A 26,402-nucleotide genomic window follows, 5' to 3' on the forward strand; every position below is an offset into this window, starting at 1 on the left:
CATTGGTAACAACCGGAATCCGCAACTTCTGCATAGTTGCGCACATCGACCACGGAAAGTCCACATTGGCCGACCGGCTGCTCGAGCATACCGACACGGTCGAGCGGCGCCGGATGCGCGCCCAGGTGCTCGACGACAACGAGCTGGAGCGCGAACGCGGGATCACCATCAAACTCCACGCGGTGCGTATGAACTACCGGGCGCGAGACGGCGAGGAGTACTGTCTCAACCTGATCGACACACCCGGCCACGTGGACTTCAGCTACGAGGTGTCGCGCTCGCTGGAGGCGTGCGAAGGAGCGATTCTCGTGGTCGACGCCAGCCAGGGGATTCAGGCGCAGACGCTCTCCAACCTCTTTCTGGCTCTGGAGAGCGACTTGGAGATCATCCCGGTTCTGAACAAGATCGACCTTCCCGGCGCCGAGCCCGAGAGTTGGCGGATGGAGGTGGCGGATCTGCTGGGGACCGATCCCGAAGAGATTCTCGAGGTAAGCGCCAAGGAGGGACGCGGCATAACCGAGGTTCTGGAGGCGGTCGTGGACCGGGTGCCCCCGCCCGAAGGCGACCCGGATGACGAGCTTCGCGCCCTGATCTTCGACTCCTACTACGACCGCTACCTGGGCGCCATCCCGTCGATCCGCGTGGTGGACGGCGAGGTTCGGGCAGGTATGCGCGTGACCTTCGGCAATGTCGACGTGGTCCACGAGGTCAGCGAGGTCGGCTGTCTCCAGCTCGGGAGGGTGCCGATGGAGTCGCTCGGGCCCGGCGAGGTAGGCTACCTGGTGGCCGCCATCAAGGATGTCTCCCATACCAAGGTAGGCGATACGGTTCTGGACGTGGAGCGGAAAGCTCCCGAGCTGCTCCCGGGCTACCGGGAGGTGCGTCCGATGGTCTTCGCCGGCCTCTACCCGACCAACCCGGACGCCTACGAGGATCTGCGAGACTCGCTCGCCCGACTTCGTCTCAACGACGCCTCCCTGCGCTTCGAACCGGAGACCTCGGTGGCACTAGGCTTCGGCTTCCGCTGCGGATTTCTGGGCTTGCTTCACATGGAGATAATCCAGGAGCGGCTCGAGCGGGAATTCCACGTCGACCTGATCACCACGGTGCCCAACGTCGAATACCACGTCGATCTCACGGACGGCTCCTTCCTGCGAGCGGAGAGCCCGGCGGCTCTACCCGACGCGGGCCGGATCAGCCGTATCTCCGAGCCGATCGTCCGAAGCCGCATCATGTGTCCGGCGACCTATATCGGCAACGTGCAGAGACTCTGCCACGACCGGCGCGGCGTTTCCCGGGGTTTGACCTATATCGACGAGGGCCGGGTCGAGCTCAGCTTCGATCTGCCGCTCTCCGAGATAGTGCTGGATTTCTACGACCGGCTCAAGAGCGGCACGCGCGGCTACGGGACCTTGGACTACGAATTCCTTGAAATGAGGCCGTCGGAGCTGGTTCGTCTGGACGTGCTCGTGAACGGCGAGCCCGTGGACGCCTTCTCTGTCATTATCCACGAGAGCAAGGCATACTACTATGGGCGGGATCTCGTCCGCAGGCTCAAGGAGCTGATCCCGCGCCAGCAGTTTCAGGTCGCGCTCCAGGCGGCCATAGGCAACAACGTGATCGCGAGGACGAATGTCAGGGCGCTCCGCAAGAACGTCACAGCCAAGTGTTACGGCGGCGATGTCACGCGCAAGCGCAAGCTCCTGGAAAGGCAGCGCGAGGGCAAGCGTCGCATGAAGCAGGTGGGAATGGTCGAGATCCCCCAGGAGGCCTTTCTGGCCGTGCTCTCTCTCGGGGACCAGTGACGCACTCCAAGGCCGACTGGGTGATCGGCGTGGACGTCGGAGGCACCAACCTCTGCGTCGGACTCGTACCGGCTCCGGAGGGTGCCTCGGAGCGCCCGACGCGCTTCTTGCGGGTTCGCCCAACCCGACCCGAGCGGGGAGCGGACGCCGTCGTCGCCGACCTGATCGAGATGGCCCGCGAGGTGAGCGCCGAACTGGCGGCCGGCGGTCAGACCCCCCTCGGCGTCGGCATCGGCTGTCCGGGTCCTATCGACCGCGAAGCCGGCCTGGTGCTCGAAAGCCCCAACCTGCACTGGACGGATTTCCCGCTCCGCGACCGCATCGCCGCGGAGCTGGATCTGCCGACCACGCTCGACAACGACGCCAACTGCGCCACCTACGGAGAGTGGTGGCGCGGCGCGGCCCGCGGCGCGGCTTCGGTGGTGGGGGTGACGTTGGGGACCGGTGTGGGGGGTGGGGTCGTCATAGGCGGCGCCGTCGTGAGAGGAGCGTCGGGAGCCGCCGGCGAGCTGGGTCATACCGTCGTCGAGATCGACGGCAGAGCCTGTCCGTGCGGGAGCGACGGGTGCCTCGAGGCCTACGTAGCCGGTCCCGCGATCGCCCAGCGAGCCCGCGAGCGATTGGAGGTGGGCGCCCGCTCCGTCCTCTCCGCATCGAGGGAGTTCTGCGCCGCCGATGTCTTCCGGGCCTCCGCGACCGGGGACGAGGTCGGCCGCGAAGTGGTCCGCGGCACCGCACGAGCTCTCGGCGCGGCTCTGGCAAGCGTCGTGAATCTGCTGAGTCCGAAGGTGGTGGTCATAGTCGGGGGCGTCGCCGCCTCGGCCGACCAGCTTCTCGTTCCTGTCCGTCGAGAGGTCGAGAGGCGGACTTTCCGCTGCGCCGCCGATGCTTGCAGCATCCTCCGAGGCGAGCTGGGGCGCGCCGCCGGTGTCGTGGGCGCCGCCGGCGTCTTCCTTGACGATCTGAGAAACGGCCGCGGCCGGCTCGGCAGATCGCAACCCCGGGGTGGACGGCGTTGAGGGTCGTAACCGTTCCCGCCTCCTTCGACCACCGCGGGGTCGACGGTCTCCTCGACCGTTCCCACGCCCAGAGCGACGAGCGCGTCCTCTTCAACGCGCATCGGGTCCGCTGGATCGATCCCAGCGGAATGCTCGCCCTGCTGGTTGCCGGGCGCGATCAGGCGCTCAGAGGCGGGAAGCCGATCCTGAAGCTCCCCGAGAACGCGGATGTGGTCAGCTACCTCAGACGCATGAACTTCCTGAAGGAGGCCGACTCGGTCTTCGAGCTGGCCGGGCGCACCGCCGGACGAACCTCCTTCGCGAAATCGGACGCGTTGCTGGAGGTCACGCGTATCGACTCGCACCATCACGTGCGCGCGCTCGTCGGCAAGATCCAGTCGCGGGCGGGCGACATTCTCTCCGGCAGACTCGGACTCCCCGGAACGGCGGTGATTCCCTTCTCCATCGTCCTCTCCGAGGTCTGCCAGAACGTGGTGGAACACGCCGGACCCGGCGAGGTGGGATGGGTGGCGGTGCAGGTATACAACTGGGCGCAAAGGCTCGGACGCTACGCGGCCGTCATCTCGGTCATGGATTGCGGCATCGGCTTCAGGCGCTCCCTGGAGCGTCGCCACGGAGCGGATCACGGTGGGGCGTGGGACGACACGGCTGCGCTCAGAGCCGCCGTCTTCAGGGGATTGAGCCGCTTCGCCGAGACCGGGAGAGGGCAGGGGCTTCGCGAGGTGCGCCGCCAGGTGCTTCGTTGGCGAGGGGCCATGAGCGTGCGCAGCGGCGGATCGCGCATAGCTTTGGGCGGGGCTCCGTGGAGCGAGCAGCCTTCGCTGGTCAGCAAACTGCGACCGTTCCCCGGGGCGCAGTTGGTCATTATCATCCCCGCCGCCGAGGAGGACGGTCGCCAGTGAATCCGGAGCTGTCCCGCCGCGCGGTCCCCGGGCGGGCCGCCGTTCGGTCGCAACAGGCCGAGGTGCGGCATCCCTCGCCATGGCCGCCTTCTTGCCCGTCCCCGCGTTTTCCATGATCATGTACGGTGCGCCTGCTCACGGTGCAGCCAGGCCTCCTTCAGCCTCCAATTCCTGGATCATGAGCCTACGCAGCGGCGGATCGCGCATAGTTGCAGGCGGGGCCCCGTGGAGCGAGCTGTCCGCACCGGTCAGCGGACCGAGACCGTTCTCCGGAGCGCGGTCGGTCGCCGTAACTCCTGCCGTCGGTGGGGACGGTCGCCGGTGAGTCCGAAGCTTTCCCGCAGCACGGTCCCGTCCGTGACGGTGTTCTCGATCAATGTTCTCGATCTTCTGGCTGCGGCCGAAGGGGACTCCGATCCCAATCTGGTCACTCGCCAGACCGGCAGGGCGGTTCGGGCGCTGATCGAAGCCGAGCTGGCGCGGCGCCCGCCCGGAAGCGTGTGCATGATAGACTTCCGAGGCGTCGGCGTTCTGGACTACTCGTGCGCCGACGAGGTGGCCGCTCGCGTTCGGGCCACCGCGAGCTCGGTGGTCGTCTTCAGGTGCACCCAGGACCGTCACGCCGACCAGCTCGGCACCGTCCTCGAACATCACTCCCTGGCCGCCGTGGCCGAGACTGGTCCGGGTCGCTTTCAGCTCCTGGGCCGGGTCGAGGCTCATACGCGGAGTGCGTGGCAGGCTCTCGAAGAAGCCGGGATCGGCTCCAACTCCGATGGCCTACCCACGGAGCCTCCGGCCGGGTACGGCGCCCTCGCGGCCGGCGGTCTCGCCTTCCGGTGCGAACGCTCCGGAGCCTACCACGCGTTCAGCAGCATCCTTTCCAAATAGTCGCGCCTCTTTCATCGCCTCTGCGTCAAGGCGCTGCGCCAGCCGGCTAACCCAGAGAACCCAGATGCCAAATCAGGCAACCACCGCCATTCACGGAGCGGGTCACGCCGAGCGTCGTCCCGGCTCGCCCGTGGTCTCGCCCATCACCCAGAGCTCCACATTCTTCTGGGGAGGACCGGCCGACGGCGATCTTCGCTACACGCGCTACGCCAACAACCCCAACCATCTCGATCTCGCTCGGAAGGTGGCGGCCCTCGAGGCCACGGAGGACGCCATGGTCATGGCGAGCGGAATGGGCGCGACCTCGATGACCTTCCTTGCCCTGGCGCGAGCCGGAGAGCATATCGTAGCCTCCACCCATCTCTACGGAGCGACCGTGGCCCTGCTCAGGGACGAGCTTCCCAGAAGGGGGATAGACGTGACCTTCGTGGATCCCTTCCTTGACGGCACGGCCGCGCTCGCTGCGGCCATACGGCCCGACACTCGGGTCATCCACATCGAGCTCCCCACGAATCCGACGCTCAGGATACTCGACCCGCGCCCGGTGGCCGAATTCGCGCGCAAGCACGGAGCCGCCCTGACGTGCGACGCGACCTTCGCCAGCCCGGCCGTCCTGCGCCCAGCCGCCCTCGGCGTGGACTTGGTCATACAGAGCGCGACCAAATACCTGGGCGGTCACTCGGACCTGATCGCCGGGACCGTCGCCGGCTCGAAGGAGATGATCGCCGCGATCCGCGGCACGGCGAAGCTCTACGGTCCTTCGCTCGATCCTCACGCGACCTGGCTTCTGGATCGGGGGCTGCGGACCTTGTCCGTGCGGATGGAGCAGCACGGTCGGAACGCCCTCGAGCTCGCCCGCTGGTTCGAGATGCGGAAGGGCGTCGGCGCGGTCGTCTACCCCGGACTGCCCGATCACCCCGACCACGCCCTCGCTACCGAGCTCATGAACGGCTACGGAGGCATGCTCGGGATAGTGCTCACGGGGGGCGCGAAGGCAGCTGATCGCTTCCTCGGCCGCCTGCGGGTCGCGGTCGCCGCGCCCTCGCTGGGCGGGGTCGAGACCCTGGTCTCACAACCCCGCCACACCTCTCACGCCGACCTTTCCCGGGAAGACCGGGACGGTCTGGGAGTGCCCGACGGCTTCGTGCGCATCAGCGTAGGGATCGAGGACGTCGAGGACCTCAAGCGGGACTTCGCCCGCGCGCTGACGGGTTAGCGGCCGCCGCCGGGGCGGTCGTCAGACGCGTGCCCCGGAAACGCCGGTGCGGACACCGCGCCGCAGTCCCGTCGGCCGGTCCGTTTACCCGGCCGCCGCCGGCCGGCCTCCCGCCGTCAGGCGTTTCCGTCCCCTTCCATGAACGGGTAGCGGTAGTCGGTCGCCGACACGAAGGTCTCCTTGATGGTCCGCGCGCTTACCCAGCGGAGGATGTTGAACATGGAGCCGGCCTTGTCGTTCGTGCCCGACGCCCTCGCCCCGCCGAAGGGTTGCTGGCCCACCACGGCGCCGGTCGGCTTGTCGTTGATGTAGAAGTTGCCGGCCGCGTCTCTGAGCGCGTCGGTGGTCGCCCGCACCAGGTGGCGGTCGCGAGCGAAGATGGCTCCGGTAAGCGCGTACCTGGAAGTGTTCTTCAGGACCTCGATCGTATCGTCCCAGGCCTCGTCCTCGTAGACGAAGACCGTCAGCACGGGGCCGAAGATCTCGTCGCACATGGTCTCGGAGTCCGGTCGTCGGGTACGAATGATCGTGGGCGACACGAACCAGCCCTTGGAGTCGTCCGTCGTGCCGCCGGCGATGATCTCCGTGTCCTCAGAGGCGCGGGCTCGCTCGATGTAGCCCGAGATCTTGGCGAAGGCGCGGTCGTCGATCACCGCCGCCACGAAGTTCGACAGGTCGCGCGGATCGCCGACGGCAAGCGACTCGGTTTCCTCGATGAGCTCCGGCGCGAGCTCGTCCCACATGCTGGCAGGGATGTAGGCCCGGGACGCGGCACTGCACTTCTGTCCCTGGTACTCGAAGGCTCCTCGGACGAGGGCGGTGCGCACCGCGTCGACGTCGGAATCGGGGTGGACGAGCACGAAGTTCTTCCCACCGGTCTCTCCGACGATGCGCGGATAGGAGTCGTACGAGCCGATGTTGGCCCCCACCTGGCTCCAGAGCGAGTTGAAGACTGCGGTCGATCCCGTAAAGTGAATGCCTGCGAGCGCCGGGTTGGCGATCACCTCGCGGGTGATGGCCGCCGGGTCTCCCGCGATCATGTTGATGACCCCCGCCGGCAGCCCCGCCGCCTCGTAGAGCCGCATGAGGTAATAACTCGACAGCATGGTCGTGAAGGCCGGCTTCCAAACGCTCGTGTTGCCGACCAGGGCCGGAATCCCGGCCAGGTTCGCACCGATGGCAGTGAAGTTGAAGGGCGAAATCGCGTAGATGAATCCCTCCAGGCCTCGGTATTCGGCCTGATTCCATGCACCGTCGGTCGAGAGCGGCTGCATCTCGTAGATCTGCTCGGCGTGTGCGGCACCGAATCTGAAGAAATCCACGACCTCGCAGGCCGAGTCGATCTCCGCCTGGTAGACCGTCTTGCTCTGACCGAGCATCGTGGAGGCGTTGAGCGCGGCCCGGAACGGGCCTGCCGCGAGCTCGGCCGCCTTGACGAAGACTGCGGCGCGGTCGTCCCAGCGGGCCGCCGCCCACTCTTCGCGAGCCTCCAGCGCCGCCCGCATGGCGCGATGCGTCTCGGCCGGACCGGCGCAATGCGCCCGGGCGATGACGTGTCCGCGGTCGTGCGGCATCACCACGTCGACGGTCTTGCCGGTGCGCACCTCCTCGCCGCCGATGAAGAGGGGAACGTCGACGATTTCACTTGCCTGTCTTTCAAGTTCGGCGCGCAGCTCGGCGCGCTCGGGGGAGCCCGGCCCGTAGGCAAGGATGGGCTCGTTGATCGGAAGTGGGGTAGTGGGAAGTGAGTTCATGACCGGGGATGGGGTAGTTGGCCGTCGCTGGGCCGGGATTGGCGTTCTCTCTAGATGGGGCGAGCACTTAATCCTGCCGTCAAGGCCACTCGCTGGCAAGGGCTTGACCGGACTGGAGCCAGCCTGGAAACTACGGAATGAAACCTGAAGACTTACGCCGTTCGGCGATGGTGGCCCTGAGCCGGGTGCGGCATCCTTCCGCCGGAGCCGACCTGATTTCCACCGGCCATGTGAAGAAGCTGCGGGTCGAAGGCGATACGGTGCGCATGGACTTCAATTTGCGCACGGGCGATCCGCCCGATCTGGTGAAACGCGCCCGCGCCGCGGTTTCCAAGGTCAAGGGGGTGGGCGGCGTCAAGATCGACGTCCAGCTCCCCCAGATGAGCGCCGGCGGCGCACCCGGTGCTCAGCCGCGCGGTGCCAAGCCTCCGAAAGGCGGCGGGTTGCAACCCGGTTCGGTCCCGGCGCCGACGCCGAATCCGAACCTGCTCCCCGAAGTGGAGCGGATCGTAGCCGTCAGTTCGGGAAAGGGCGGGGTCGGGAAGTCGATGGTCGCCGCCAATCTCGCCGCCGCTCTGGCTCTCGGGGCCGGCGCCGGAAGCTCGGCCCGTCGGGTCGGACTCCTCGACGCCGACATCTACGGCCCCAACATCCCGCGCATGTTCGGCGTGCACGCCCGACCCCGCGTTACTGGCGAAAAGGGGAGCGAGATGATCGAACCGCTCTCGGCTCACGGCGTGCGGCTCATGTCGCTCGGCTTTCTGCTTGCCCGCGATCAACCCGCCATCATGCGCGGTCCGCTCATCTCCGGCGTGCTCAAGCAGTTCCTGGAACAGGTCGACTGGGGGCCTCTGGACTGCCTGGTCGTGGACATGCCCCCGGGAACGGGTGACGCACAGCTCTCGCTCGTCCAGAGCGTCGAGGTCGGCGGCGTGGTCATGGTCACCACCCCCCAGGAGGTGGCCACCGGAGACGTGCGCAGGGGCGTGAAGATGTTCGAACGGGTGAACACCAGGGTGCTGGGGATCGTCGAGAACATGTCCGGACTGGCCTGCGCGCACTGCGGCGAAGTCACTAACGTCTTCGGATCGGGAGGCGGCGAGCGCCTCGCCTCGGAGCTCAAGGCGCCGTTCCTCGGCAGGGTGCCGCTCGACCCGGCTGTCAGCGCCGCCGGCGATGCGGGGTCACCGACCGTGGTCTCCGCCTCCGGGTCGCCCGCAGCCCGGAATCTCATGGAGCTCGCGGCCGAGGTCGCGCTCAGACTGGCTGAGAGCTAGCCGCCCGCGGAAGGAACCTCCAGCGGCGGCCGGCGCCGCATCCGCAATGAAAGCTGCACCAGGTGTCGCTCCTCAGGCAGCAGGCAGCCGTCGGTCGGTTCAATCGCCTTCCAGCCAGCGGCGATCGGCGGCGCTCAGGGAGTTGCGATTCCGCAGCTTGTCGAAGATCTTGACCGCTATCCAGCCAAGGAGGAGTATCGGCGCGACCTTGAAGAGCAGGAAGGAAGCCAGCCCGGCAGCGATGCTGAGCATGCCGCCCAGAACCGCGAGCGCCAAGCTGACCGCCACGATCGTGAGCAGCCCGACCAGGAAGAATTTGAGGAGTGCGCGGATCATGGTCCGCTACTCCTCATCGGGGTCGAACCACTCCAAGGCCACCCGTCCGAAAGCGGCGTCGAGCTCGACGCGCACCCGCCGCTCCGCATCCTCCCAGTCGGGCGAGTAGTAGGAGTCGCCACGCTTGGTCAGGCCTTCCGAGTCGAAGGTGGTCAGGAAGCCGTCCCGGTCCACCCGCAACCCCAGCCCCCGGGGGACCCGCAGCGTCAGGGAGCCGACGCCCATGTCGACCCGGAGCGTGGCGTTCTCCCGCCAATCTCCGCCCAGGCCCAGGACGACCTTGCCGACCCCGGCGTCGACCGAGACGCGGCTTGCTCGGAGATTGCCAAGGTCGTTCGCCTCGAAGTCGGCCGCCCCGACCGCGAACTCCGCCGCATCCATGCCCATGCGGTTCGGGGTCGAGGCCTCGAGTCGGATCGAGGAGGCTCCGGTCTCGACCGAGAGCCCGGAGAGAGAGAGTCCGCCGACGTCGACCGCAGCCCTGCCGGCACCGAATGCCACCTCGAGCATCATGGGAACGTCCGAACCCAGTCGAAGATCGAGGCTGCCGTTATCTCCCGAGCGCCCCAGATTGAATTTGTCGCCGAAGGACTCGATCCCCAGCTCCACCAGCCCGTCGCCGACTTCCGCTACCGGTTCCTGGTGCTCCTCGTTGTAGCGCACCTCCATCCGGTAGAGGACTCCGACCTCGCCGGAGGTCAGGGTCAGGGTGCCCCCTCCGTAGCTGACCCGGACCCGTAGAGGTTCGCCATCGTCGCCGTCGTAGTCGCGCGAGATCGTTGATGTGCGCCAGGCCTCCTGACGTGCGAGTTCGTTCTCGTTCGGCCCGGCTGGAATCGCAGACGCGTCGCCCCCGGCGAACGCGGTCATCGTCAAGGAAACGGCGGTGGCGACGGCGACGACAGGTGCGGTCATGGTCAATATCCTAACGGTCCGTGGAAGCGCGACATCAAAGGAGGCGGTCCGGCGTGGACGCAGCGTCGTTGGAATACCGTAACAGGTCGGTCCACAGTCCGCTAGTCGATGCCCTGGAGGTCGTCGGATCGGTCCCAGGCCCGAGGATGCCGAGACCCGCCGTTCGTGAGAATGACGGCCCCCAGTCCGATACAAGAAACGACACCTACGGCTAACCATCCGAACACGTCGATGGCGGCGCCCAGACCGGAAAGGAAGGGAAGGAGGCTGACGACGTCGCCCGCCACCGGAAGCAGGAACAGGGCGAGGAGGCCGACTATCCCGACGTGGAGGTCGTTGTAGCCGTTGGCCCACCCGGTTCCCGGGTACCCCTTGGCGATGATCCAGGCACCGAGGTTTCTGGCGACCGCGAGCGAGCCGACGACAGCGGAAACGCCGAATACCAATGGAAACGCCAACACCCAGACCGGGACCAGAAGAATGCCGATGACGGTCATCGAGAGCACGATGATCGGGATGGTGAAACCGGGCAGGAAGAGCAGGCTTCCCATGAGGCCCACGACGCCGGACCGGCTCGGCAGCGCCCGGGCCACTTCGGAGACGACGGTTACCCGGTTCCCCGGTATCGCCTGAGCGCCGAAGGCTCCCGCCAGGGCCAGCAGACCGCCGAAGACCACGGTGCCCAGCAGGTTGCCCAACCCACCCGCGAAACGGCTGACCGGCTGCCAGAATCCGCCCTCGCGCTCGCGTCGTTCCTGCCGGATTCGACGGTCGGCGCGGGCGTTGGCCTCTCGCACCTCGGACTCCAGCTCGGCCAATCGGCGCCTGGAGTCTGCGAGTTCCGCTTCGAACTCCGCTTCCAGCGCCGTGAGTTCCGCCTCGATTTCAGCGCCGTCGGCCCCCGGCCCGGTGAGGACCGACAAAGCGTCTTCCAGCCTCGCCGCGATACGAGCGGAGCTCTCCTGAAGACCGCTGGGCGGACTCCAGGTCGCGAGGGTTTCGGGAAGGCCCGCTCCGTCCCGGTCTCTAAGCAGGAAGGAACGCCAGGAGCTCCAGAGGATACCGTCAGGATCCGACGATCCGATACGGGATCCGTCGATCCACCAACCGTCTTCGCGGAGGTCGATCGCCAGCGAGCGTCCGTCTTCGAGCTCGATCCATACGCTGGCGGTGGCGTTTCCCAGGGTCAGCCGCCAGGTCTCCACCTCGGGAGCGGCCTGTGCTGAGGGTCGAGCTTCCGCCGACTGCGCACCGGCGGCTTGGGCGCCGGCCGCCGCCACGACGAGAAGCAGGGCCGCCGCGCCGCGGAGCGACCGCCGTCCGGAACTTCGCTGCTCTCTGCGCTCGTGCGAGTTTCGCCAAGGGCCGCTAGTCGGGCACACGGGTCTTGCCTCCGTCGATGGGCCGGGCCCAGAGGTAGATGGTTCTTGCCGAAAGAAGGCAAACCAGCGTGTATAGAGCGACTCCGGTCACAACCCAGGCCAACGACGTGGAGAGCGCACCGACGAGGCCAGTGGCGGAATCCGTGAGCTCGCTCGCCAGTCCGGTTCCGAGTTCCGTGATCCTGAGCGATGCGTATGCGAGCAGATCGCTTAAGGTCAATGTCGGGTGGGCTATGAGTGTGTGAGCCACCAGGCCGATGCAAACGGCCGGGGTCAGCGCGAGTCCTCCGAGCCGTCCCCAGCCCTCCATGGTGTCCGGCACCACGCTCGAAACGCTCAGACGCCGGAGGCGCCTCATCGCCCGGTCCGGAAGGGACGCCCGTTCGGAAGCGGTCGCAGCTTCTTCGACTGCGCACATGACGCGGTCCGTGAATCCGGGAGGGGTCTCGAGGTGCCCGAGCCGATCCAGAATATGGACCGTGGCCCGGGCGCGCCCGAGCTTGTCGGCGCACAGTTCGCACTCCAGAGTGTGCGACTCGGCCTGGATCGCACCGGCTGCGGCGGCGACGCTGTCGGCCAGATCCTCGACCAGTCCGGAGTCGAGGTGCTCGTCGCCGCGAAGCGCTTTCGAGAGCGGGCTCAGGAGCTTGCTCCCGGCCACCAGCCAGCTTCTTCCGAGAAGCCCGCGGCGTCCTGCTTCCGCGCCGCGCGCCGCCTTCTCGAACACCGGGAGCCTCGGAACGACCGGCCGATGCGGCGTCCGGTCCAGGACCTGATCGACGAGTCCCGATGGCGGAGGCGCGGTGGGAAGATCACCGAGAATTCCGGACAGGGTGCGCCAGGCCTCCACCTCGCGCCGGCACTCGTGGCATTCCTCGAGGTGGTCGCGGATGCTGTCGCCGCTTCGGTGCTCGAGCTCGCCAGCGCCGTATTGCGAGAGCATCTCGGCGGGAGGGCCGTTTGTGCAGCCCTTGGCTCCAGGGGAGATCCGGGTCATGCTATCCCACCACCGGGGCGAGCTGCGCCTTGAGCTCGTTGCGAGCTCGATGGATGTAAGTCTTCACAGTGCCGAGGGGCACTCCGATGATCTCGGCGATCTCGTTGTACGAATAGCCTTCGACATGCCGTAGAATGATTGCGGCGCGGTACTCGTCCCGCAAGGTGGCGATGGCGGCCTCGATCTGGCCGCCCAGTTCACGGTTCTCCACGAATTGGTCGGGACGTTCACCGGTGCACACCGCGTCGAAGGAGGAGCGCTCCGCCTCGTCCGCCGTGCGAGCGTGCGGCGACCCGTGCATGGAAACCGTCTGCAGACGACGCCTGCGGAGGTGGTCGATGGTGTGATTGTGGGCGATCTTGAAGATCCAGCTGCTGAACTTGTAGCTCGGTTTGAAGGAGTCGATGGCCTTGAAGGCGCGCACGAAGGCTTCCTGGGTTAGATCCTCGGCCAGGCCGCGGTCGCGTACCATGCGAAAGATCATGGAGAAGAGGGGCCGCTCGTAACGCACGACGATCTCTCGGTAGGCATCCTGGTGGTTCCCGCAAGCGAGCTGGACGAGCTCGGCGTCGGCGAGCGACGGGAGGTCGAGCCGCTTCGGTTCGACACCCCGAACTCCGGCGGGAGCGGAGGAGGTCTTGGGCCGGGGCAGCCAACTGGCTGCGGCGGGTAGCGAGGCCGAAACTGAGGTCATCAAGATTACCTGTGGGAGAGGGGGTCGATCTCCAAACAAAATAATGCTCTCCATACGCAGATACCGCAGGACGGGTTTCGGTGTATGGGCTGAGCCGAGTCCGCCATCCTCCAACCCACCGGTTCCATGGCTTCGCCCCGCAATCACGCCGATCCCGCAGAGGGAGAGGACCGCCGCAACCAGGTCCGCACCATCTTCACGGAGATCGCGCCCCGTTACGATCTTCTCAATCACGTTCTGTCCCTGAACGTCGATCGAAGGTGGCGTCGTCGCGCCGTGCACCGGCTTCGCGAAGGTCTTGTCGCCCACGCGGATGCATCGTCGCGCTGCTGTGGTAAGCTTCGTCCACGGGCTAAGGACGCGGACTCGGGGAGCGCCTCCGGCAGCGATTCGGCACCCGGTCCGCGGCTCCTCGACTGCTGCGCCGGCACCTGCGACCTCTCGCTCGACCTCCTGCGCATCGGCGCAGGCGTGCGCGTGGTCTCCGCCGACTTCGCTCTGCCCATGCTGGTCGCGGGAGTCCGAAAGACCGCCGACAGACCCGTCTTCCTCACCTGCGCCGACGCGCTCGAACTGCCCTTCCCGGACGATTCCTTCTCAGGAGCGGCGATAGCCTTTGGCCTCAGAAACCTCGCCGATGTCGTCGCCGGGCTGAGGGAGCTGAGGAGGGTGCTGCGTCCGTCCGGGCGGCTCGTGATTCTGGAATTCACGACTCCGCCTAATCCCGCCGTCCGCGCCGGCTACCACTTCTACTTCAAGCGCGTCCTTCCGCTGGTGGGCAGAGTGGTGTCGGGGCATCCCTGGGCCTATACGTACCTTCCGCGCTCGGTAGGTGCGTTCCCGGGACCCGAGCCGCTGGCGGACGAGCTCCGGATGGCCGGATACGGCGATGTCGACTACGAGCTGCTCAGCGCGGGTATCGCGGCGCTCCACTGGGGAAGCGCCTGATCGCACGGGCGTCTGCTGCCTCTCGGCCCGTCACCTGCTCCCGGAAGACTCTCCTTCCTCCCCCGCATCCAGGAAGGTGACTGGTCCCAGATCGGCGAAGGCGGCCATGTCCATGCGGGTCGTGTCCCCAACGACCAGCGTGGTCATCTCGCCAGGTCTGAGGTGGCGCAGGAAGGCCCGGTGCACGGTTTCCGGGGTAACGCGCTGGACGCCCCGCACGTAGCGGGACAACCAGTCGGACGGAAGGTCCTGAGCCTCGTAGAACATGGTGCGCGAAATGATCTGTCCGGGATTCTCGAACGAAAAGACGAATCCGTTGACGATGGCGTCGGAGGCCGTCCGAACCTCCATCTCGGTAGGCGGTTCCAGCCTCAGTCCGTTCATGGTCTCGACGATGAGCCGGGCGGCGGCCGCGGCGGTTTCCGGACTGGTTCGCGTGGTTGCGCCCAGCAGTCCCTCGTAATCGCGAGGAGTCGTCCACAGCGAGGAGACCGAATACGCGTAGCCGCGTTCGCTCCGGAGCCGCGACATGAGCCGGCTCGAAAATCCTCCCGCTCCCAAGACCGAGTTGCCGATGGACGCCGAGTAGTAGTCGGAGTCGTCACTTAGGCGCACGTCGGTCGTGTGGGCGAGGATGAGTACGCTCTGCGCGGCCTCCGCTCGGTGAAGAACGAAGACTCCGGCGTCGCGGTTCACCTGCGGGCGAGGCGTCGGCGGTACCGAATCGGCGCAAGCCTCGAAGCGCCGAACCAGCGTGTTCGCGAGCGGGCGAAGCGTGTTCCAGTCCACGTCGCCCACGACCCCCAGCGAGAGATTGTCGCGACACATCACCCTCCGGGCGATCTCCAGGACGGAGGCTCGCGAGAGTCGGTCGGAGGAGAGATCGGCGGCGGTCAGCTCCCAGCCGATGGGATGGTCTCCATAGATCATGCGGTTGAATCTGGAGACCGCCAGCGTGCCGGGATCGTCGGTGCGACGGCGGACCTGTTCCAGCTGGCGCCCCCGCCATATCTCGACCTCGGTCGAGTCGAGCCCCGGATCGGCGAGCATGGCGCCCCAGAGCTCGACGGCTTCGTTCAGGTACTCGCTCAGGGTGTTGACGCTGGAGGTGATGGCGCCGCCGCCCCCGCCAAACGTGGTCTGGAGAGCGTAGTGCTCGATGAGCCGGTCGATGGAGTCGGGGGGTGCGCCGGCAACTCCGCCGTAGCGCAGGAGAGCGGGGAGCGCCATCCCGGAGGCGTAGTTCTCTCTTCCGAACCGCGCGTATCCGCCCTCCAGCCGGGCGTAGAAGGTCACCAGGGGAAGCGTGTTGTCTTGGATCAGGTACACGGGCACACCTTCGACGACCCGACGTTCGGGCTCGGGCGGCACGAAGTCGACGACCGTCTGACCCGAGAGTACCGCCGGGATCGCCCCGAACTGGACCGTCGAGACGATCCCGAGGAGGGCGATACCGGACCGGCTCGCAGAGAGCGCGCCGAAACCTCTCGGACGACGACGATCCGGACGGCGAGAGGGATTCACGAAATCGGTCCTTCGCCGCGGACTACCGTAGCGACGGTGCGGCCTTCCCGCACCAGGTACTTCCTGGCGACGTGGCGTACGTCGTCCGCAGTCACCGCCCGCAGGCGTTCCGGATGGCCCAGCATCGCCCGCCAGTCCCCGAAGAGCGCTTCGTTCTCAGCCAGTCGCAGCGCCAGGCCGAAATTCGACACGAGTCCCCTTACCGCACCGGCGCGGACCTGGTTTCCGACTCTGGCGAGCTCGACCTCGGTCGGACCTTCGGAGGCGAGCCTCTCCACCTCCGCGTAGACGGCTTCCTCCACCTGAGCTGTCGTGGTCGGACCGAGGGGAACGGCGTCGAGGACCAGGAGCCTGGGGAAAGCGGAGCCGGGCTGAAGCGAAGCGCTGACGGACGCCGCGATCCGATCTTCGAGGATCAGACGCCTGTGAAGGCGGGACGAGCGACCACCCGTCAGAAGTGTCGCCAGGAGTTCGAGTGCGGGCGTGTCGTGGTGGGTCGCCGCAGGGACCTTCCATCCGATGCGCAGCCTCGGTTCGACGTCGAAGACGAGTTCGACCCGTCGCTCTCCCCGCTGCTCAGGTTCCTTCGCCGTGATCGGAGGGGGAGGATCGCCGGCCGGGAGCGGGCCGAAGTGGCGCCGAGCCAGGGCCTCGATCTCGTCGGGATCCACGTCGCCCACGATCACCGTCACGGCGTTGCGGGCGCCGTAGTACGAGCGGTGGTAGGCGGCGACCTCTTCGCGGCTCAGGTTCTCGAGGTCGGTCATGTAACCGACCACCGGGTGCCGGTACGGGTGGACGCTGAAGGCTGCGGCGAGGTGAGCCTCCACGAGAGCCCCGCCGGGATCCCCCTCCACCCGGAGCTTCCGCTCCTCGATCACGACCTTGCGCTCGGAATAGAAGCCGCGGAGCACCGGGTTGGCCATTCGGTCGGCTTCGAGCTCGAACCACTCTCGGAGCCGGTGGGAAGGCAGGTCGACGAAGTATGTGGTCGCGTCGTTGGACGTGGTCGCGTTCAAACCCCTGGCGCCGGCCCGTCTGAGGATGCGATCGAATTCGCCGGGGTCGGTGAAAACGCGGGCGCTGTCTTCCAAGGCGGATATGCGAGCCAGCAGCCGTTCCATTTCGGCGCCGTCTCCTCGGACCCGCGCGGCGACGACCGAGTCGTGCGCGGCGTCCATGAGGGGGTAGAGCGCACGCTCCGCTTCCCAGTCTTCGGTTCCCGTTTTCTCGGTTCCCCGGAAAAGCAGGTGTTCCAGGAAGTGGGCCGCTCCGGTGGTTCCCGGACGTTCGTTCACGCCGCCCACCGCGAAACGGACCACTAGCGAGACCACGGGAGCGCCCGGGCGGGGGAGCGCGAGCACCCTCATGCCGTTGTCTAGGACTATGCGCCTGACTTCGAGCTCCCGTCGGACTCCGTCGGTCCGGAGATCTTCGGTCGCCTGCGCCCGCGCCGGCCCTGCTATGGTTGCCGTGGCGACGCCGGTGAGGAAGAGTGCGCCTGCGGCCTTGAACCCTACCATGCGAATACCGGCGGCGGGTCTCGCCACGGACTGCTAGAATTCCCCGATCCGCGGCGTTTGGAGCGGTCGGCGTCGCTTGTCGTCTGGCACGGAGCTCCCAATGGTCTCCTCCGGTTGGCAGGTTGCGCAGAGAAATGCTGAGCGGTTGGAGATGACGATCCTCTCGATCCCGGCGCCACAGTTTCGGCAGGGCTCGTTCTCTCTTCCGTACACCGAGAGTTCCCTGCCGAAGGAACCCTCTCGGCCGGAAGAGTCCCGGTAGTCCCTCAGAGTCGTCCCGCCCGCGGCTATGGCCCGCTCCAGCACCTCGCGCAACGAGCCTAGCAGGGTCTGCGCTTCCCGGTAGACGAGCGTACGAGCGGGTCGGTCAGGCCTTACGCCTGCGAGAAACAACGCCTCGTTGGCATAGATGTTCCCCACACCCGCGATCCGTTTCTGATCGAGGAGCCAGGAGCGGATGGGAGAGCGCGACTTTAGGCAGGCCTGGTGCAGCTCCTCGGCGGTGTAGGAACTCTCCAGCGGCTCCGGCCCAAACCCCGCCGAACGGGTCGTCCATTCGGCGACCGTGAGAGCCTCGACGCGGCCGAAACGCCTCACGTCGTCGTAGAAGAGGACGCCTCCGCCGCTCAGCGCGAAGCGGACTGCCGGGTGGGACGGTCGGGCCGGCCCCCGGGGCGGGCGGGGGAACGGCCTAAGCCTGCCGGTCATGCCCAGATTCACCACCAGCACGACACCGGCGTCGAGCCCGATCACGATGTTCTTGGCCCGCCGTTCGACGCTCTCGACCGTCCGCCCTCTCAATCTGGCGCGGAACTCGGGTCCGGGTTGGCGGAGAATGTCGGGCTTGAGGACGAGGACGCGCTCGATGCGTTTGCCCGGAATGGTCAGGCGAAGCCCACGAACGATGGTCTCGGCCTCGGGAAGCTCTGGCACGGGATGCGCCGCCTAGCCGGACCGCTCCTGGCGGCGCTCCTCCCGCCAGCCGATGTCCGGGCGGAAGAAGGCTCCCTCGAAGCGAACCCTCTCCGCCGCCCTGCGACTCGCTTCGGCCGCACCGCCCAAGGTGGGAGCGGCAGCCGTAGCTGCGATCACCCTTCCGCCGGAGGTCACGATCCGTCCGTTCTCCTTGCTGGTGCCCGCGTGGAAGAAGAACGTCGACTCGTCGCCCGACGGCGGTGCGTCGATGGCGATCTCCCGACCCTTCGCGACCGGACCGGGATAGCCGCTCGCCGCTACGACCGTGGTCACGCAGGAGCCGTCCCGCACGGGAGCGACACCGTCCTCGACCGTGCCCCCCTCGGCCACCGCCACTAGGGGGTCGAGCAGGGAACCGGCCATGAGCGGGAGTACGACCTGGGTCTCGGGATCGCCGAAGCGGCAGTTGAACTCCACCACCTTAGGACCTTCCTCGGTGAGCATGAGGCCCGCGTAGAGGAGCCCTCTGAACGGAGAACCGCGCTCGGCGAGAGCCGCCAGGGTAGGCCGGAGGATACGCTCACGCGTCTCTTCCACGAGCTGGGGCGTGGCGATCGAAACCGGTGCGTAGGCTCCCATGCCGCCGGTGTTCGGGCCGCGGTCGCCCACCCCTACCCGCTTGTGGTCCTGAGAGGGGGAGAGGACGTAGGAACGCTCGCCGTCGGTGATCGCGAAGATCGAGAGCTCCTCACCGACCATGAACTCTTCGACAACCACCTCCCTGCCCGCATCGCCCGCGAGTCCCCCTGCGAGCATGGCCTCGGCCGCAGCCAGAGCCTCGTCGGTCGATCCGCAGACGATCGCGCCCTTTCCGGCGGCAAGCCCCGACGCCTTGACCACGATCGGTGCGCCGCGCTCGAGAATGTGCTCCCTGGCCGGCTTCGGATCGGTGAAGCTCCGGTGCTCGGCGGTGGGCACCCCTGCCGCCTTCATCAAGTCCTTGGCGAAGGCCTTGCTCGACTCGATGCGGGCAGCGCCGGCATCGGGGCCGAAGGTCGGGATACCCTTCTCCCGCAACCTGTCCGCCAGTCCCGCGTCCAGAGGCCCTTCAGGTCCGATCACCACGAGATCGAGGCGGTTGTCTTCGGCCCAGGCGACTAGGGCCGGCACGTCCGTGGAGGCTATGGGAACCGGGTCGGCATCGACCATGCCCCCGTTGGGTCGAGTAACGAAGAAGCGGGTGCCGGAGGGAGCGTCCCGCTTCAGCTTCCAGAGGAGGGCGTGTTCACGGCCTCCGTTACCTGCTATGAGTACGCGCACGTCCCGGCCACGCCTCAGCGCGACATGCCGCTCCGAACGTTGTCGGTCATGCGACGGGCGGCGTTCTTCATGGTGTCCACCCATTCCCGAGCGCCTTCCCGGTAGGAGTCGGCGGCAGCCCGGACATCTTCCTGATACTCGGGGCTCGGCTCGCCGCGTCGCAGGTATTCCCCGCGAATCACGCGATCGTACTCGCCCATCTCGACCCAGGTGCGCAGCTCGTTGACCCGGATGGTGTAGAACGGGTGGGTCTGACCGACCAGGTTCAGGACCTTGAAGACCTGGTCGAGCATGTCGCCGCCCTCGCGATAGTCCTCGGCCTGCTTCACGTAGTCGGCGAGATTCAGCTCGTCGTCCTGCCCGCCTCCGGCCATCTTGAGCATGGTGCGCAGCACGAGGTCGGGATCCTGAACCGTGAGCAGTCCGGCCCGGTCCGAGGAGAGCTCCGACTTGCGCTGCCACTCGAGCAGACCGACGAGCACGGCCCGCGCTGCGAGCCCCACTATGGGGAATCCGAGACTCGCCAGCCCGAGCAGAAGGACCGTCATCGTCTTGTAGAGGACGTGATCGCTCATGATGTGACCGATCTCGTGGCCCATCACGTAAGCGAGCTCGTCGTCGTCCAGGAGCCTGACGGTCCCGGAGTTGAGGATGATGAAGGGCTCCTTCATGCCCCAGGCGCCGGCGTTCACCTGAGGTGTCTGCGAGACGTAGAGCGGATATGCCCGGGGAGCGTCGAGAGTGCGTAGGCACTCCTGGTACGACTCGTGGATGTGCGGAAACTGGCGCTCGGTCACCCGCACCGCGCTCGCCTGGAACGCGAGACGGACGGATTTCTCGGTCATCGCTCCGAAGATCTTGCGCAGGATGTCGTCGAAGACGGGGATGCGCCGAAGGGCCTGGAGGGCCGCCTTGTCGGCGGGGTGCTCCCAGGCTGCGGGAGAGATTTCGGTGAGGATGCGTCGGGCGCGAGCTCCTTCGCCGCCGGCGTTGTCTGAAGCGCTATCGTCGTTGGTCATGGTGTTCTCAGAAAGGGGAGGTGGCGGACTCGTCGACGAGCCCCGCACGTTACGTTCGTAGCTCTGCGCCGGTTTCGTACCCGGCCTTATCCGGGCCGACCGTCTCGGCGGCTAATCTAGGTCGGTAGGAGGCTGTGGGGAAAGGGGGTGAGCCGGTTACGCCCGGGCTGGTGAGGCGGTGGGAGGGAGGGCGAGCCGTTCGCTCGCGCTTGACCTCGGATGGCGCCCGGTCGTATATTGGAGGGCTGTGCCTTTGGGGTGCCGTCCAGGCCGTCGGGCGTTGTCCGATGATTCCTCGCCCCGCCCCGGCCCGCTCCATCTTCCAGCCACCTCTCCGCCGCGCGAGCTCACTTCACCATGGACAAGCACTACGGAAGGGGTCCGCTCCTCCTCCTGGCCGGACGAGCGAACCTGGCGCTGGCGATGGAGATAGGAAGTTTGCTGGGCGAGTCTCCGGACGGCGTCACGATCAGGAACTTCGCCGACGGCGAGATCTTCGTGAGCATCACGCGCAACGTGCGCGGGCGCGACGTCTTCATCATCCAGCCCACGGGCTCGCCTGCGGACAACCTGATGGAGCTGCTGCTGCTCATCGACGCCGCCAAGAGGGCCTCGGCGGCACGGGTGACCGCGGTGATCCCCTACTTCGGCTACGGACGCCAGGACCGCAAGGATCAGCCTCGGGTCGCGCTCAGCGCCAAGCTCGCGGCCAACCTCGTGGTTGCCGCAGGCGCCGATCGGGTCATCTCCATCGACTTCCACCAGCATCAGATCCAGGGCTTCTTCGACATCCCGGTCGATCACCTCCTCGCCGCGCCGGTGCTCACCAGGCACTTTCTCAACAAGGGCATCGAGAACCCGGTGGTCGTCGCCCCGGACACCGGCGCAGCCAAGATGGCCCGGGCCTTCGCCCGCTGGTTGCAGACGTCGTTCGCCGTCATCGACAAGCGCAGGCCCACGGCGAACGTCTCCGAAGTTCTCAGCGTGGTCGGCGAGGTCGAGAACAAGCCGTGTCTGATCGTGGACGACATGGTGGATACGGCCGGTACGCTCTCCAATGCGGTCGTCGCTCTCAAGGAGCGCGGCGCCACCCGGGTCTTCGCGGCGGTGTCGCACGCCCTGCTCTCAGGTCCCGCCAGCGAGCGCCTGCAGAACTCGCCCATAGAGGAGATGGTCGTGACCAACACCCTCCACATCTCCGATGAAAAGAGATTTCCCAAGCTGCGCGTGCTCTCGGTCGCCGATCTGCTCTCGAAGGCCATTCGTCACGTGCACTCGAACGAGTCCGTGAGCCAGCTTTTCCGCATCCCCCCTGCAAACGGCTGAGTCCAGCCACCCCCGAACGGAAGGAAACCCATGTCTACTGTCACCTTGACGGCCCAGCCGAGAACCGACACCGGGAAAGGCGCGGCTCGCTCGCTCCGCCGGGGCGGCCGCATTCCGGCCGTGCTCTACGGTTCCGATCTCGAAAACGCCTTGCACCTCTCCGTGGACACGGGAGAAACCCAGCGCCTCTTCAACTCGGTGAGCGTGGAGAACACGATAATCGAGATCAAGGTGGAGGGAGGAGACGAGAGCTACCGCACGCTGGTCAGGGAGGTGCAGACCCACCCTTGGAAGGGCTCCCTTCTTCATGTGGATTTCCTCTGGATCAGGCGAGGCGTCACGGTCGATCTGACCGTGCCCGTACACTTGACCGGTTCCGCTGCCGGCGTCGGCATGGGCGGCATCGTCGAGCAGGTCCTCCACGATCTCCCGATCCGCTGCATCCCGTCCAAGATCCCGGAGATGATCGAAGTGGACATCACGCGCCTCGATATCGGCGACAGCGTGACGGTCGGGGACCTCGACCTGGGCGAAGGCGTCGAAGCGAGCATCGAACCGGACCGGACAGTGTGTACGTTGACGCCCCCGACCGTGGTCGGGACCGAGGAAGAGGAGGAAGAGGAGGAAGAGGAAGTCGGGGATGTCATTGACGGGGCGGTGTAACAGCCCTTGCGCTCGAAGTTCATCGTCGGTCTCGGCAATCCGGGCCCGGCCTACGACGCCACCAGGCACAACGTCGGATGGTGGGCGCTCGACCGCCTCGCGTACGACTGGGATTTCGGCTCCTTCACGCTCTTGGGAACGGCTCTGGCGAGCGGCGGCGAACGCGCCGGCCACGAGGTCGCGCTCGTGAAACCGGTCACCTACATGAATCGAAGCGGCCTGGCTCTGGGCTCGCTCGGTTTCGACCGGGAGTTCGATCCGGTCGAGGATCTGCTGGTCCTGGTCGACGACGCGGCCTTGGCTCCGGGCAGGTTGCGGCTCCGGGCTAAGGGCGGCACCGGCGGCCACAACGGACTGGCGTCGATCTCCGAGGTGCTGGGTTCCGACGACTATTTTCGCCTTCGTATCGGGGTCGGAAAAAAACCCGAGGGCACATCCCTCTCGGACTGGGTGCTCTCCGAAATGCCGGAAGCCGACGAGGACGCCGTCGTCGCGCTCCTCCCCGAGCTGGGACCCGCCTTGGAGCTCTGGCTGGCCGGCGACGCGGACCGGGCCATGACCCGACTCAACAGATGAACGACCGGCCCGGCCGTCATCCTTCAACCTTCGACATCAGGAACCGCACATGACCGTCTTCACGGAATTCGCCTGGATACTGGGCGCGCTCGGCCTGGGCGCGGCCGCCCTCGTCTACATCTACGTCAAAAGACAGGACGCCGGCTCGGCGCTAATGCAGGATCTGGGCGAGCAGATACACGACGGCGCGATGGCCTTCCTGCGCCGCGAGTACACCGTGCTCTCGCTCTTCGTCGTCGTGGTGGCCAGCCTGCTGGCGTGGGCCATCGGGGTCGGATCGGCCGTCGCCTACGTCGGAGGCGCAGTGTCCTCGGTGGCCGCCGGGTTCATGGGCATGAAGGCCGCCACCCGCGCCAACACGCGCACCTCCGCCGCCGCCAACGATCACGGTCAGGGGCGCGCCCTCCGAGTGGCGTTCCTGGGAGGATCGGTGATGGGGCTCGCGGTGGCCGCCCTCGGCCTGCTCGGGCTGGGAGCGCTCTACTGGTTCTCCGGGGCCGCCGAGGCGTTGGACAGCGAGTTCGGTTCGTTCGCCCGGCTCGCCTCCGGATTCGCCATGGGCGCCAGCTCGATCGCGCTCTTCGCACGGGTCGGCGGCGGCATTTACACCAAGGCCGCCGACGTGGGCGCCGACCTGGTGGGCAAGGTCGAAGCCGGCATCCCGGAGGACGACCCGCGCAACCCCGCCACCATCGCCGACAACGTGGGCGACAACGTGGGCGACGTCGCCGGCATGGGCGCCGACATCTTCGAGTCCTATGTCGGTTCGATCGTCGCCACCGTAGCCATCGCCGCCACCGCTCCGGCTCTGGCGGGCATGAGGACCGCAGCGGTCGCTCTGCCGGTGCTCACGGTCATGGTGGGGCTGATCGCCTCCTTCGTCGGCATCGCCTTCGTCAAGGTTCTGGAAAAGCACAACCCGTCGCACGCCCTGCACGGCACGACCTGGATCGCCGGCCTGCTCTTCCTCGTCGGCATGTATTTCGTGGTGGACAGCCTCGGGATCACCTACATCACGCCCGATGGGGCCAGCTACGGCGCAATGGGACCTTACGTCGCCATCGTCGCCGGGACCTTGGCCGGAGTCGCGATCGGCATGGTCACCCAGTACTACACGGCGGACCGCCCGGTTCGCAGGATCGCGGAGTCGAGCAAGACCGGATCCGCGACCAACATCATTTCGGGGCTCGCGGTGGGTATGGAGTCGACGGCCATTCCTGTGGTCCTGCTCTGTGTGGCGATAGGCGTGGCGCATCACTTCGCCGGTCTCTACGGCATCGGCATCGGCGCCGTGGGCATGCTCGCCACCGTGGGCGTGACCATGTCCGTCGACGCTTACGGACCGATAGCCGACAACGCCGGCGGGATCAGCGAGATGAGCGGGCTCGGCAAGGAAACCCGGCGCATCACCGACTCTTTGGACGCCATCGGCAACACTACCGCCGCCATCGGCAAGGGCTTCGCCATCGGATCGGCTGCGCTCACCGCCCTCGCGCTCTTCTCCGCCTACGCCACAAACGTCGGTCTCGACGCTTCGGGTATCGACATCATCAACCCCTCGGTCGTCATCGGCCTCCTGCTCGGGGGCGCGCTTCCATTCTTCGTCGCCGCACTGACCATGACCGCGGTCGGGCGCGCCGCTCAGGGCATGGTGGAGGAGGTGCGCCGCCAATTCCGCGAGATCGCGGGGATAATGGAAGGGACCGCAAAGCCCGATTCCGCCCGCTGCGTCGACATCTCCACCCGCGCCGCCCTGCGCGAGATGGTGCTGCCCGGTCTCACGGCGGTGCTCGCTCCCGTGGTCGTCGGCTACTTCCTGGGCGTCGAAGCCCTGGGCGGCCTGCTGGCCGGAGCCACGGTCACCGGCGTGCTCATGGCGCTCTTCATGGCCAACTCCGGCGGTGCGTGGGACAATGCCAAGAAGTACATCGAAGGCGGAGCTCTCGGAGGCAAGGGCTCGGAGCCGCACAAGGCGGCCGTGGTCGGCGACACGGTCGGCGATCCCTTCAAGGACACCTCGGGTCCGTCACTTAACATTCTCATCAAGCTCATGAGCGTGGTCGCATTGGTCCTCGCCCCCTGGTTCGCCGTCGTTCACGGTCTGGCGGGCAGGTAGATGGCCGGCGACGCGGTGTTCGAAGACGCCCTGGCGTTCGCCGGGGATCTGATCCGCATCCCCGGGCTCTCCGGAGACGAAGAGGCGGTAGCGGAGCGGGTCCGGCTCGAGATGGAGGCCCTCGGGCTCGAAGACGTGCGCATCGATGAGGCCGGAAACGTGATCGGCGTGGCGCGCGGTCGCGGCGAGGCCCCCGCCGTTCTCCTCAACTGCCACCTGGACGTCGTCGCCGAGGGTGACGAGTCCGAGTGGGAGTATCCGCCCTACGGCGGCGTCGTGGACGGCGGCTTCCTCCACGGACGGGGCGCGATGGACATCAAAGGCCAGCTCGCCATCCAGACCCACGCCGCAGCGGCCCTGAACGGCGTCGCGCCAGGCGACGTGATCGTCGCCCACACCGTCCACGAGGAGCGGGGCGGGTTGGGAATGAAGGCGCTGCTGGAATCGGGCTCGGTCGCCCCGGGGTTGGTCGTCATCGGAGAGGCGACCGGCGGAGATGTCTGCATCGGTCACCGAGGGCGCGCGGAGGTCGAGATAGTGATCTCAGGCGTCGCCGGCCACGCCAGCGCTCCCGAAAGGGCTCGCAATGCCCTCGACCTGCTTGGAGACGCTCTCGCCGCCGCCCGCGACCTGAGCTCCGTTCAGCGGAGCGATCCCGTGCTCGGCACGGCCTCGGTCGTCGCAACGACCGTAGAGGTCGGGCCCGAGAGCCGGAACGTGATCCCCGACCACGTCGTCGTCACCCTGGACTGGAGAATACTTCCCGGAGACGACGACCGCTCGCTACTCGGGCGGGTCCGGGCGGCGCTCGCTCGCCGGAGGCCGGAGCTCCCGGCGGGGCTTTCCTGGAACGTGCGCATCGCCGCCGAGGAACAGCGCACCTGGACCGGCCTGACCGAACTCCGCTCGCAGCACACCCCCGGATTTCTCGTCGATCCCGACCATCCCGTGGTCACGGCGGCAGCCACCGCGGTCGGCAGACGCGAGGGCGGCGGAGCCGCTCGGGTGCGTCCCTGGCAGTTCGCGACCGACGGGGGATGGAGTTGCGACGTGCACGGCATCTTCACCATCGGCTTCGGCCCCGGAGAGGAGCGCTACGCCCACACCAATCGAGAGCGGCTCAATCTCGAGGAGGCCCGTTGGTCTCTGGAGCGCTACCCGGAACTCGTCGTCGCCGCACAGAGAGCGATGGCTGGGGAGTAGCCGGCGCGCTTGACCCGACGTCGCATGTCTGACGCTATATTGTAAGGGAGCGCTTTCGCGCCCGTCCCGCTCCATGGCCCGTTT

General features: G+C 67.1%; 23 protein-coding genes. 12 read left to right on the forward strand and 11 right to left on the reverse strand.

Annotated elements, in window-relative coordinates:
• Positions 1–2 precede the first annotated feature (2 nt).
• From lepA to J4G12_02215, 5 genes are all read left to right on the forward strand, one after another.
• Positions 3–1,805 carry a translation elongation factor 4 gene (gene lepA, locus J4G12_02195; protein MCE2454614.1) on the forward strand — a complete coding sequence of 601 codons (1,803 nt, stop codon included), beginning with the start codon at positions 3–5 and terminating at the stop codon, positions 1,803–1,805.
• Positions 1,802–2,824 carry an ROK family protein gene (locus tag J4G12_02200; protein MCE2454615.1) on the forward strand — a complete coding sequence of 341 codons (1,023 nt, stop codon included), beginning with the start codon at positions 1,802–1,804 and terminating at the stop codon, positions 2,822–2,824. Before lepA ends, J4G12_02200 begins: the two co-directional genes overlap by 4 nt.
• A complete protein-coding gene (locus J4G12_02205; protein MCE2454616.1) occupies positions 2,821–3,726 on the forward strand; it encodes a sensor histidine kinase in 906 nt (301 codons plus the stop codon). Before J4G12_02200 ends, J4G12_02205 begins: the two co-directional genes overlap by 4 nt.
• A gap of 321 nt (positions 3,727–4,047) precedes the next feature.
• Positions 4,048–4,614, forward strand: a complete 567-nt coding sequence (locus J4G12_02210; GenBank protein MCE2454617.1) for a hypothetical protein — start codon at positions 4,048–4,050, stop codon at positions 4,612–4,614.
• A 64-nt stretch (positions 4,615–4,678) separates the two neighbouring features.
• Complete coding sequence (locus J4G12_02215; GenBank protein MCE2454618.1) at positions 4,679–5,830, forward strand: aminotransferase class I/II-fold pyridoxal phosphate-dependent enzyme; 1,152 nt, start codon at positions 4,679–4,681, stop codon at positions 5,828–5,830.
• A 116-nt stretch (positions 5,831–5,946) separates the two neighbouring features.
• Here J4G12_02215 and pruA read toward each other — a convergent pair whose 3' ends face one another.
• Positions 5,947–7,584 (reverse strand): L-glutamate gamma-semialdehyde dehydrogenase, encoded by a 1,638-nt coding sequence (gene pruA, locus J4G12_02220; protein MCE2454619.1) that lies wholly within the window; start codon positions 7,582–7,584, stop codon positions 5,947–5,949.
• A gap of 167 nt (positions 7,585–7,751) precedes the next feature.
• On the opposite strand from pruA, the gene J4G12_02225 reads away from it, so the two are divergent.
• On the forward strand, positions 7,752–8,861 hold the full coding sequence (locus J4G12_02225) for an Mrp/NBP35 family ATP-binding protein (protein ID MCE2454620.1): 1,110 nt from the start codon (positions 7,752–7,754) through the stop codon (positions 8,859–8,861).
• A gap of 99 nt (positions 8,862–8,960) precedes the next feature.
• Here J4G12_02225 and J4G12_02230 read toward each other — a convergent pair whose 3' ends face one another.
• The 5 genes from J4G12_02230 to J4G12_02250 all read right to left on the reverse strand — a co-directional run bounded on the left by J4G12_02230 (position 8,961) and on the right by J4G12_02250 (position 13,185).
• Positions 8,961–9,197, reverse strand: coding sequence for a hypothetical protein (locus J4G12_02230; GenBank protein ID MCE2454621.1), 237 nt, complete (start codon positions 9,195–9,197; stop codon positions 8,961–8,963).
• A gap of 6 nt (positions 9,198–9,203) precedes the next feature.
• Positions 9,204–10,112, reverse strand: a complete 909-nt coding sequence (locus tag J4G12_02235) for a hypothetical protein (GenBank protein ID MCE2454622.1) — start codon at positions 10,110–10,112, stop codon at positions 9,204–9,206.
• Positions 10,113–10,213: 101 nt separating this feature from the next.
• Complete coding sequence (locus J4G12_02240; GenBank protein ID MCE2454623.1) at positions 10,214–11,392, reverse strand: hypothetical protein; 1,179 nt, start codon at positions 11,390–11,392, stop codon at positions 10,214–10,216.
• An 88-nt stretch (positions 11,393–11,480) separates the two neighbouring features.
• Entirely contained in the window at positions 11,481–12,491 is a 1,011-nt protein-coding gene (locus J4G12_02245; protein ID MCE2454624.1) for a hypothetical protein, read from the reverse strand.
• Position 12,492: 1 nt separating this feature from the next.
• On the reverse strand, positions 12,493–13,185 hold the full coding sequence (locus J4G12_02250; GenBank protein MCE2454625.1) for a sigma-70 family RNA polymerase sigma factor: 693 nt from the start codon (positions 13,183–13,185) through the stop codon (positions 12,493–12,495).
• A gap of 126 nt (positions 13,186–13,311) precedes the next feature.
• Between J4G12_02250 and J4G12_02255 the strand changes: the two genes are divergently transcribed.
• Positions 13,312–14,133: a ubiquinone/menaquinone biosynthesis methyltransferase gene (locus J4G12_02255; protein ID MCE2454626.1), complete on the forward strand. Its 822-nt coding sequence runs from the start codon at positions 13,312–13,314 to the stop codon at positions 14,131–14,133.
• A gap of 30 nt (positions 14,134–14,163) precedes the next feature.
• On the opposite strand, the gene J4G12_02260 is transcribed toward J4G12_02255, so the two are convergent.
• From J4G12_02260 to J4G12_02280, 5 genes are read right to left on the reverse strand one after another with little or no spacing between them, the layout of a single operon-like run.
• The gene (locus J4G12_02260) at positions 14,164–15,657 is read right to left on the reverse strand and encodes an insulinase family protein (GenBank protein MCE2454627.1); all 1,494 of its coding nucleotides are present in this window, start codon (positions 15,655–15,657) and stop codon (positions 14,164–14,166) included.
• The gene (locus J4G12_02265) at positions 15,654–17,207 is read right to left on the reverse strand and encodes an insulinase family protein (protein ID MCE2454628.1); all 1,554 of its coding nucleotides are present in this window, start codon (positions 17,205–17,207) and stop codon (positions 15,654–15,656) included. Before J4G12_02265 ends, J4G12_02260 begins: the two co-directional genes overlap by 4 nt.
• Positions 17,208–17,213: 6 nt before the next feature.
• Entirely contained in the window at positions 17,214–18,113 is a 900-nt protein-coding gene (gene mutM, locus J4G12_02270) for a bifunctional DNA-formamidopyrimidine glycosylase/DNA-(apurinic or apyrimidinic site) lyase (GenBank protein ID MCE2454629.1), read from the reverse strand.
• A 12-nt stretch (positions 18,114–18,125) separates the two neighbouring features.
• The gene (gene purD, locus J4G12_02275) at positions 18,126–19,415 is read right to left on the reverse strand and encodes a phosphoribosylamine--glycine ligase (protein MCE2454630.1); all 1,290 of its coding nucleotides are present in this window, start codon (positions 19,413–19,415) and stop codon (positions 18,126–18,128) included.
• 14 nt (positions 19,416–19,429) lie between these two features.
• The gene (locus tag J4G12_02280; protein ID MCE2454631.1) at positions 19,430–20,434 is read right to left on the reverse strand and encodes a M48 family metallopeptidase; all 1,005 of its coding nucleotides are present in this window, start codon (positions 20,432–20,434) and stop codon (positions 19,430–19,432) included.
• Between the two features lie 357 nt (positions 20,435–20,791).
• On the opposite strand from J4G12_02280, the gene J4G12_02285 reads away from it, so the two are divergent.
• The 5 genes from J4G12_02285 to J4G12_02305 are packed head-to-tail and all read left to right on the forward strand — an operon-like array spanning position 20,792 to position 26,318.
• Positions 20,792–21,760, forward strand: coding sequence for a ribose-phosphate pyrophosphokinase (locus tag J4G12_02285; protein ID MCE2454632.1), 969 nt, complete (start codon positions 20,792–20,794; stop codon positions 21,758–21,760).
• A 30-nt stretch (positions 21,761–21,790) separates the two neighbouring features.
• The gene (locus J4G12_02290) at positions 21,791–22,423 is read left to right on the forward strand and encodes a 50S ribosomal protein L25/general stress protein Ctc (protein MCE2454633.1); all 633 of its coding nucleotides are present in this window, start codon (positions 21,791–21,793) and stop codon (positions 22,421–22,423) included.
• 6 nt (positions 22,424–22,429) lie between these two features.
• Complete coding sequence (pth, locus tag J4G12_02295) at positions 22,430–22,999, forward strand: aminoacyl-tRNA hydrolase (protein MCE2454634.1); 570 nt, start codon at positions 22,430–22,432, stop codon at positions 22,997–22,999.
• Positions 23,000–23,048: 49 nt separating this feature from the next.
• Positions 23,049–25,115 (forward strand): sodium-translocating pyrophosphatase, encoded by a 2,067-nt coding sequence (locus tag J4G12_02300; protein ID MCE2454635.1) that lies wholly within the window; start codon positions 23,049–23,051, stop codon positions 25,113–25,115.
• Complete coding sequence (locus J4G12_02305) at positions 25,116–26,318, forward strand: M20/M25/M40 family metallo-hydrolase (protein ID MCE2454636.1); 1,203 nt, start codon at positions 25,116–25,118, stop codon at positions 26,316–26,318. It begins immediately after the preceding gene.
• The last annotated feature ends 84 nt before the right edge of the window (positions 26,319–26,402 follow it).

It is taken from the genome of Gemmatimonadota bacterium, from assembly GCA_021295815.1.
Classification (GTDB): Bacteria; Gemmatimonadota; Gemmatimonadetes; order Longimicrobiales; family Gaopeijiaceae; genus JAGWBQ01.

Coding starts and splice junctions, on each gene's coding strand:
- J4G12_02215 (MCE2454618.1), top strand. CDS start 4,679: ATGCCAAATCAGGCAACCACCGCCATTCACGGAGCGGGTCACGCCGAG.
- pruA (MCE2454619.1), bottom strand. CDS start 7,584: ATGAACTCACTTCCCACTACCCCACTTCCGATCAACGAGCCCATCCTT.
- J4G12_02225 (MCE2454620.1), top strand. CDS start 7,752: ATGGTGGCCCTGAGCCGGGTGCGGCATCCTTCCGCCGGAGCCGACCTG.
- J4G12_02230 (MCE2454621.1), bottom strand. CDS start 9,197: ATGATCCGCGCACTCCTCAAATTCTTCCTGGTCGGGCTGCTCACGATC.
- J4G12_02235 (MCE2454622.1), bottom strand. CDS start 10,112: ATGACCGCACCTGTCGTCGCCGTCGCCACCGCCGTTTCCTTGACGATG.
- J4G12_02245 (MCE2454624.1), bottom strand. CDS start 12,491: ATGACCCGGATCTCCCCTGGAGCCAAGGGCTGCACAAACGGCCCTCCC.
- J4G12_02250 (MCE2454625.1), bottom strand. CDS start 13,185: ATGACCTCAGTTTCGGCCTCGCTACCCGCCGCAGCCAGTTGGCTGCCC.
- J4G12_02255 (MCE2454626.1), top strand. CDS start 13,312: ATGGCTTCGCCCCGCAATCACGCCGATCCCGCAGAGGGAGAGGACCGC.
- J4G12_02280 (MCE2454631.1), bottom strand. CDS start 20,434: ATGACCAACGACGATAGCGCTTCAGACAACGCCGGCGGCGAAGGAGCT.
- J4G12_02285 (MCE2454632.1), top strand. CDS start 20,792: ATGGACAAGCACTACGGAAGGGGTCCGCTCCTCCTCCTGGCCGGACGA.
- J4G12_02290 (MCE2454633.1), top strand. CDS start 21,791: ATGTCTACTGTCACCTTGACGGCCCAGCCGAGAACCGACACCGGGAAA.
- J4G12_02300 (MCE2454635.1), top strand. CDS start 23,049: ATGACCGTCTTCACGGAATTCGCCTGGATACTGGGCGCGCTCGGCCTG.
- J4G12_02305 (MCE2454636.1), top strand. CDS start 25,116: ATGGCCGGCGACGCGGTGTTCGAAGACGCCCTGGCGTTCGCCGGGGAT.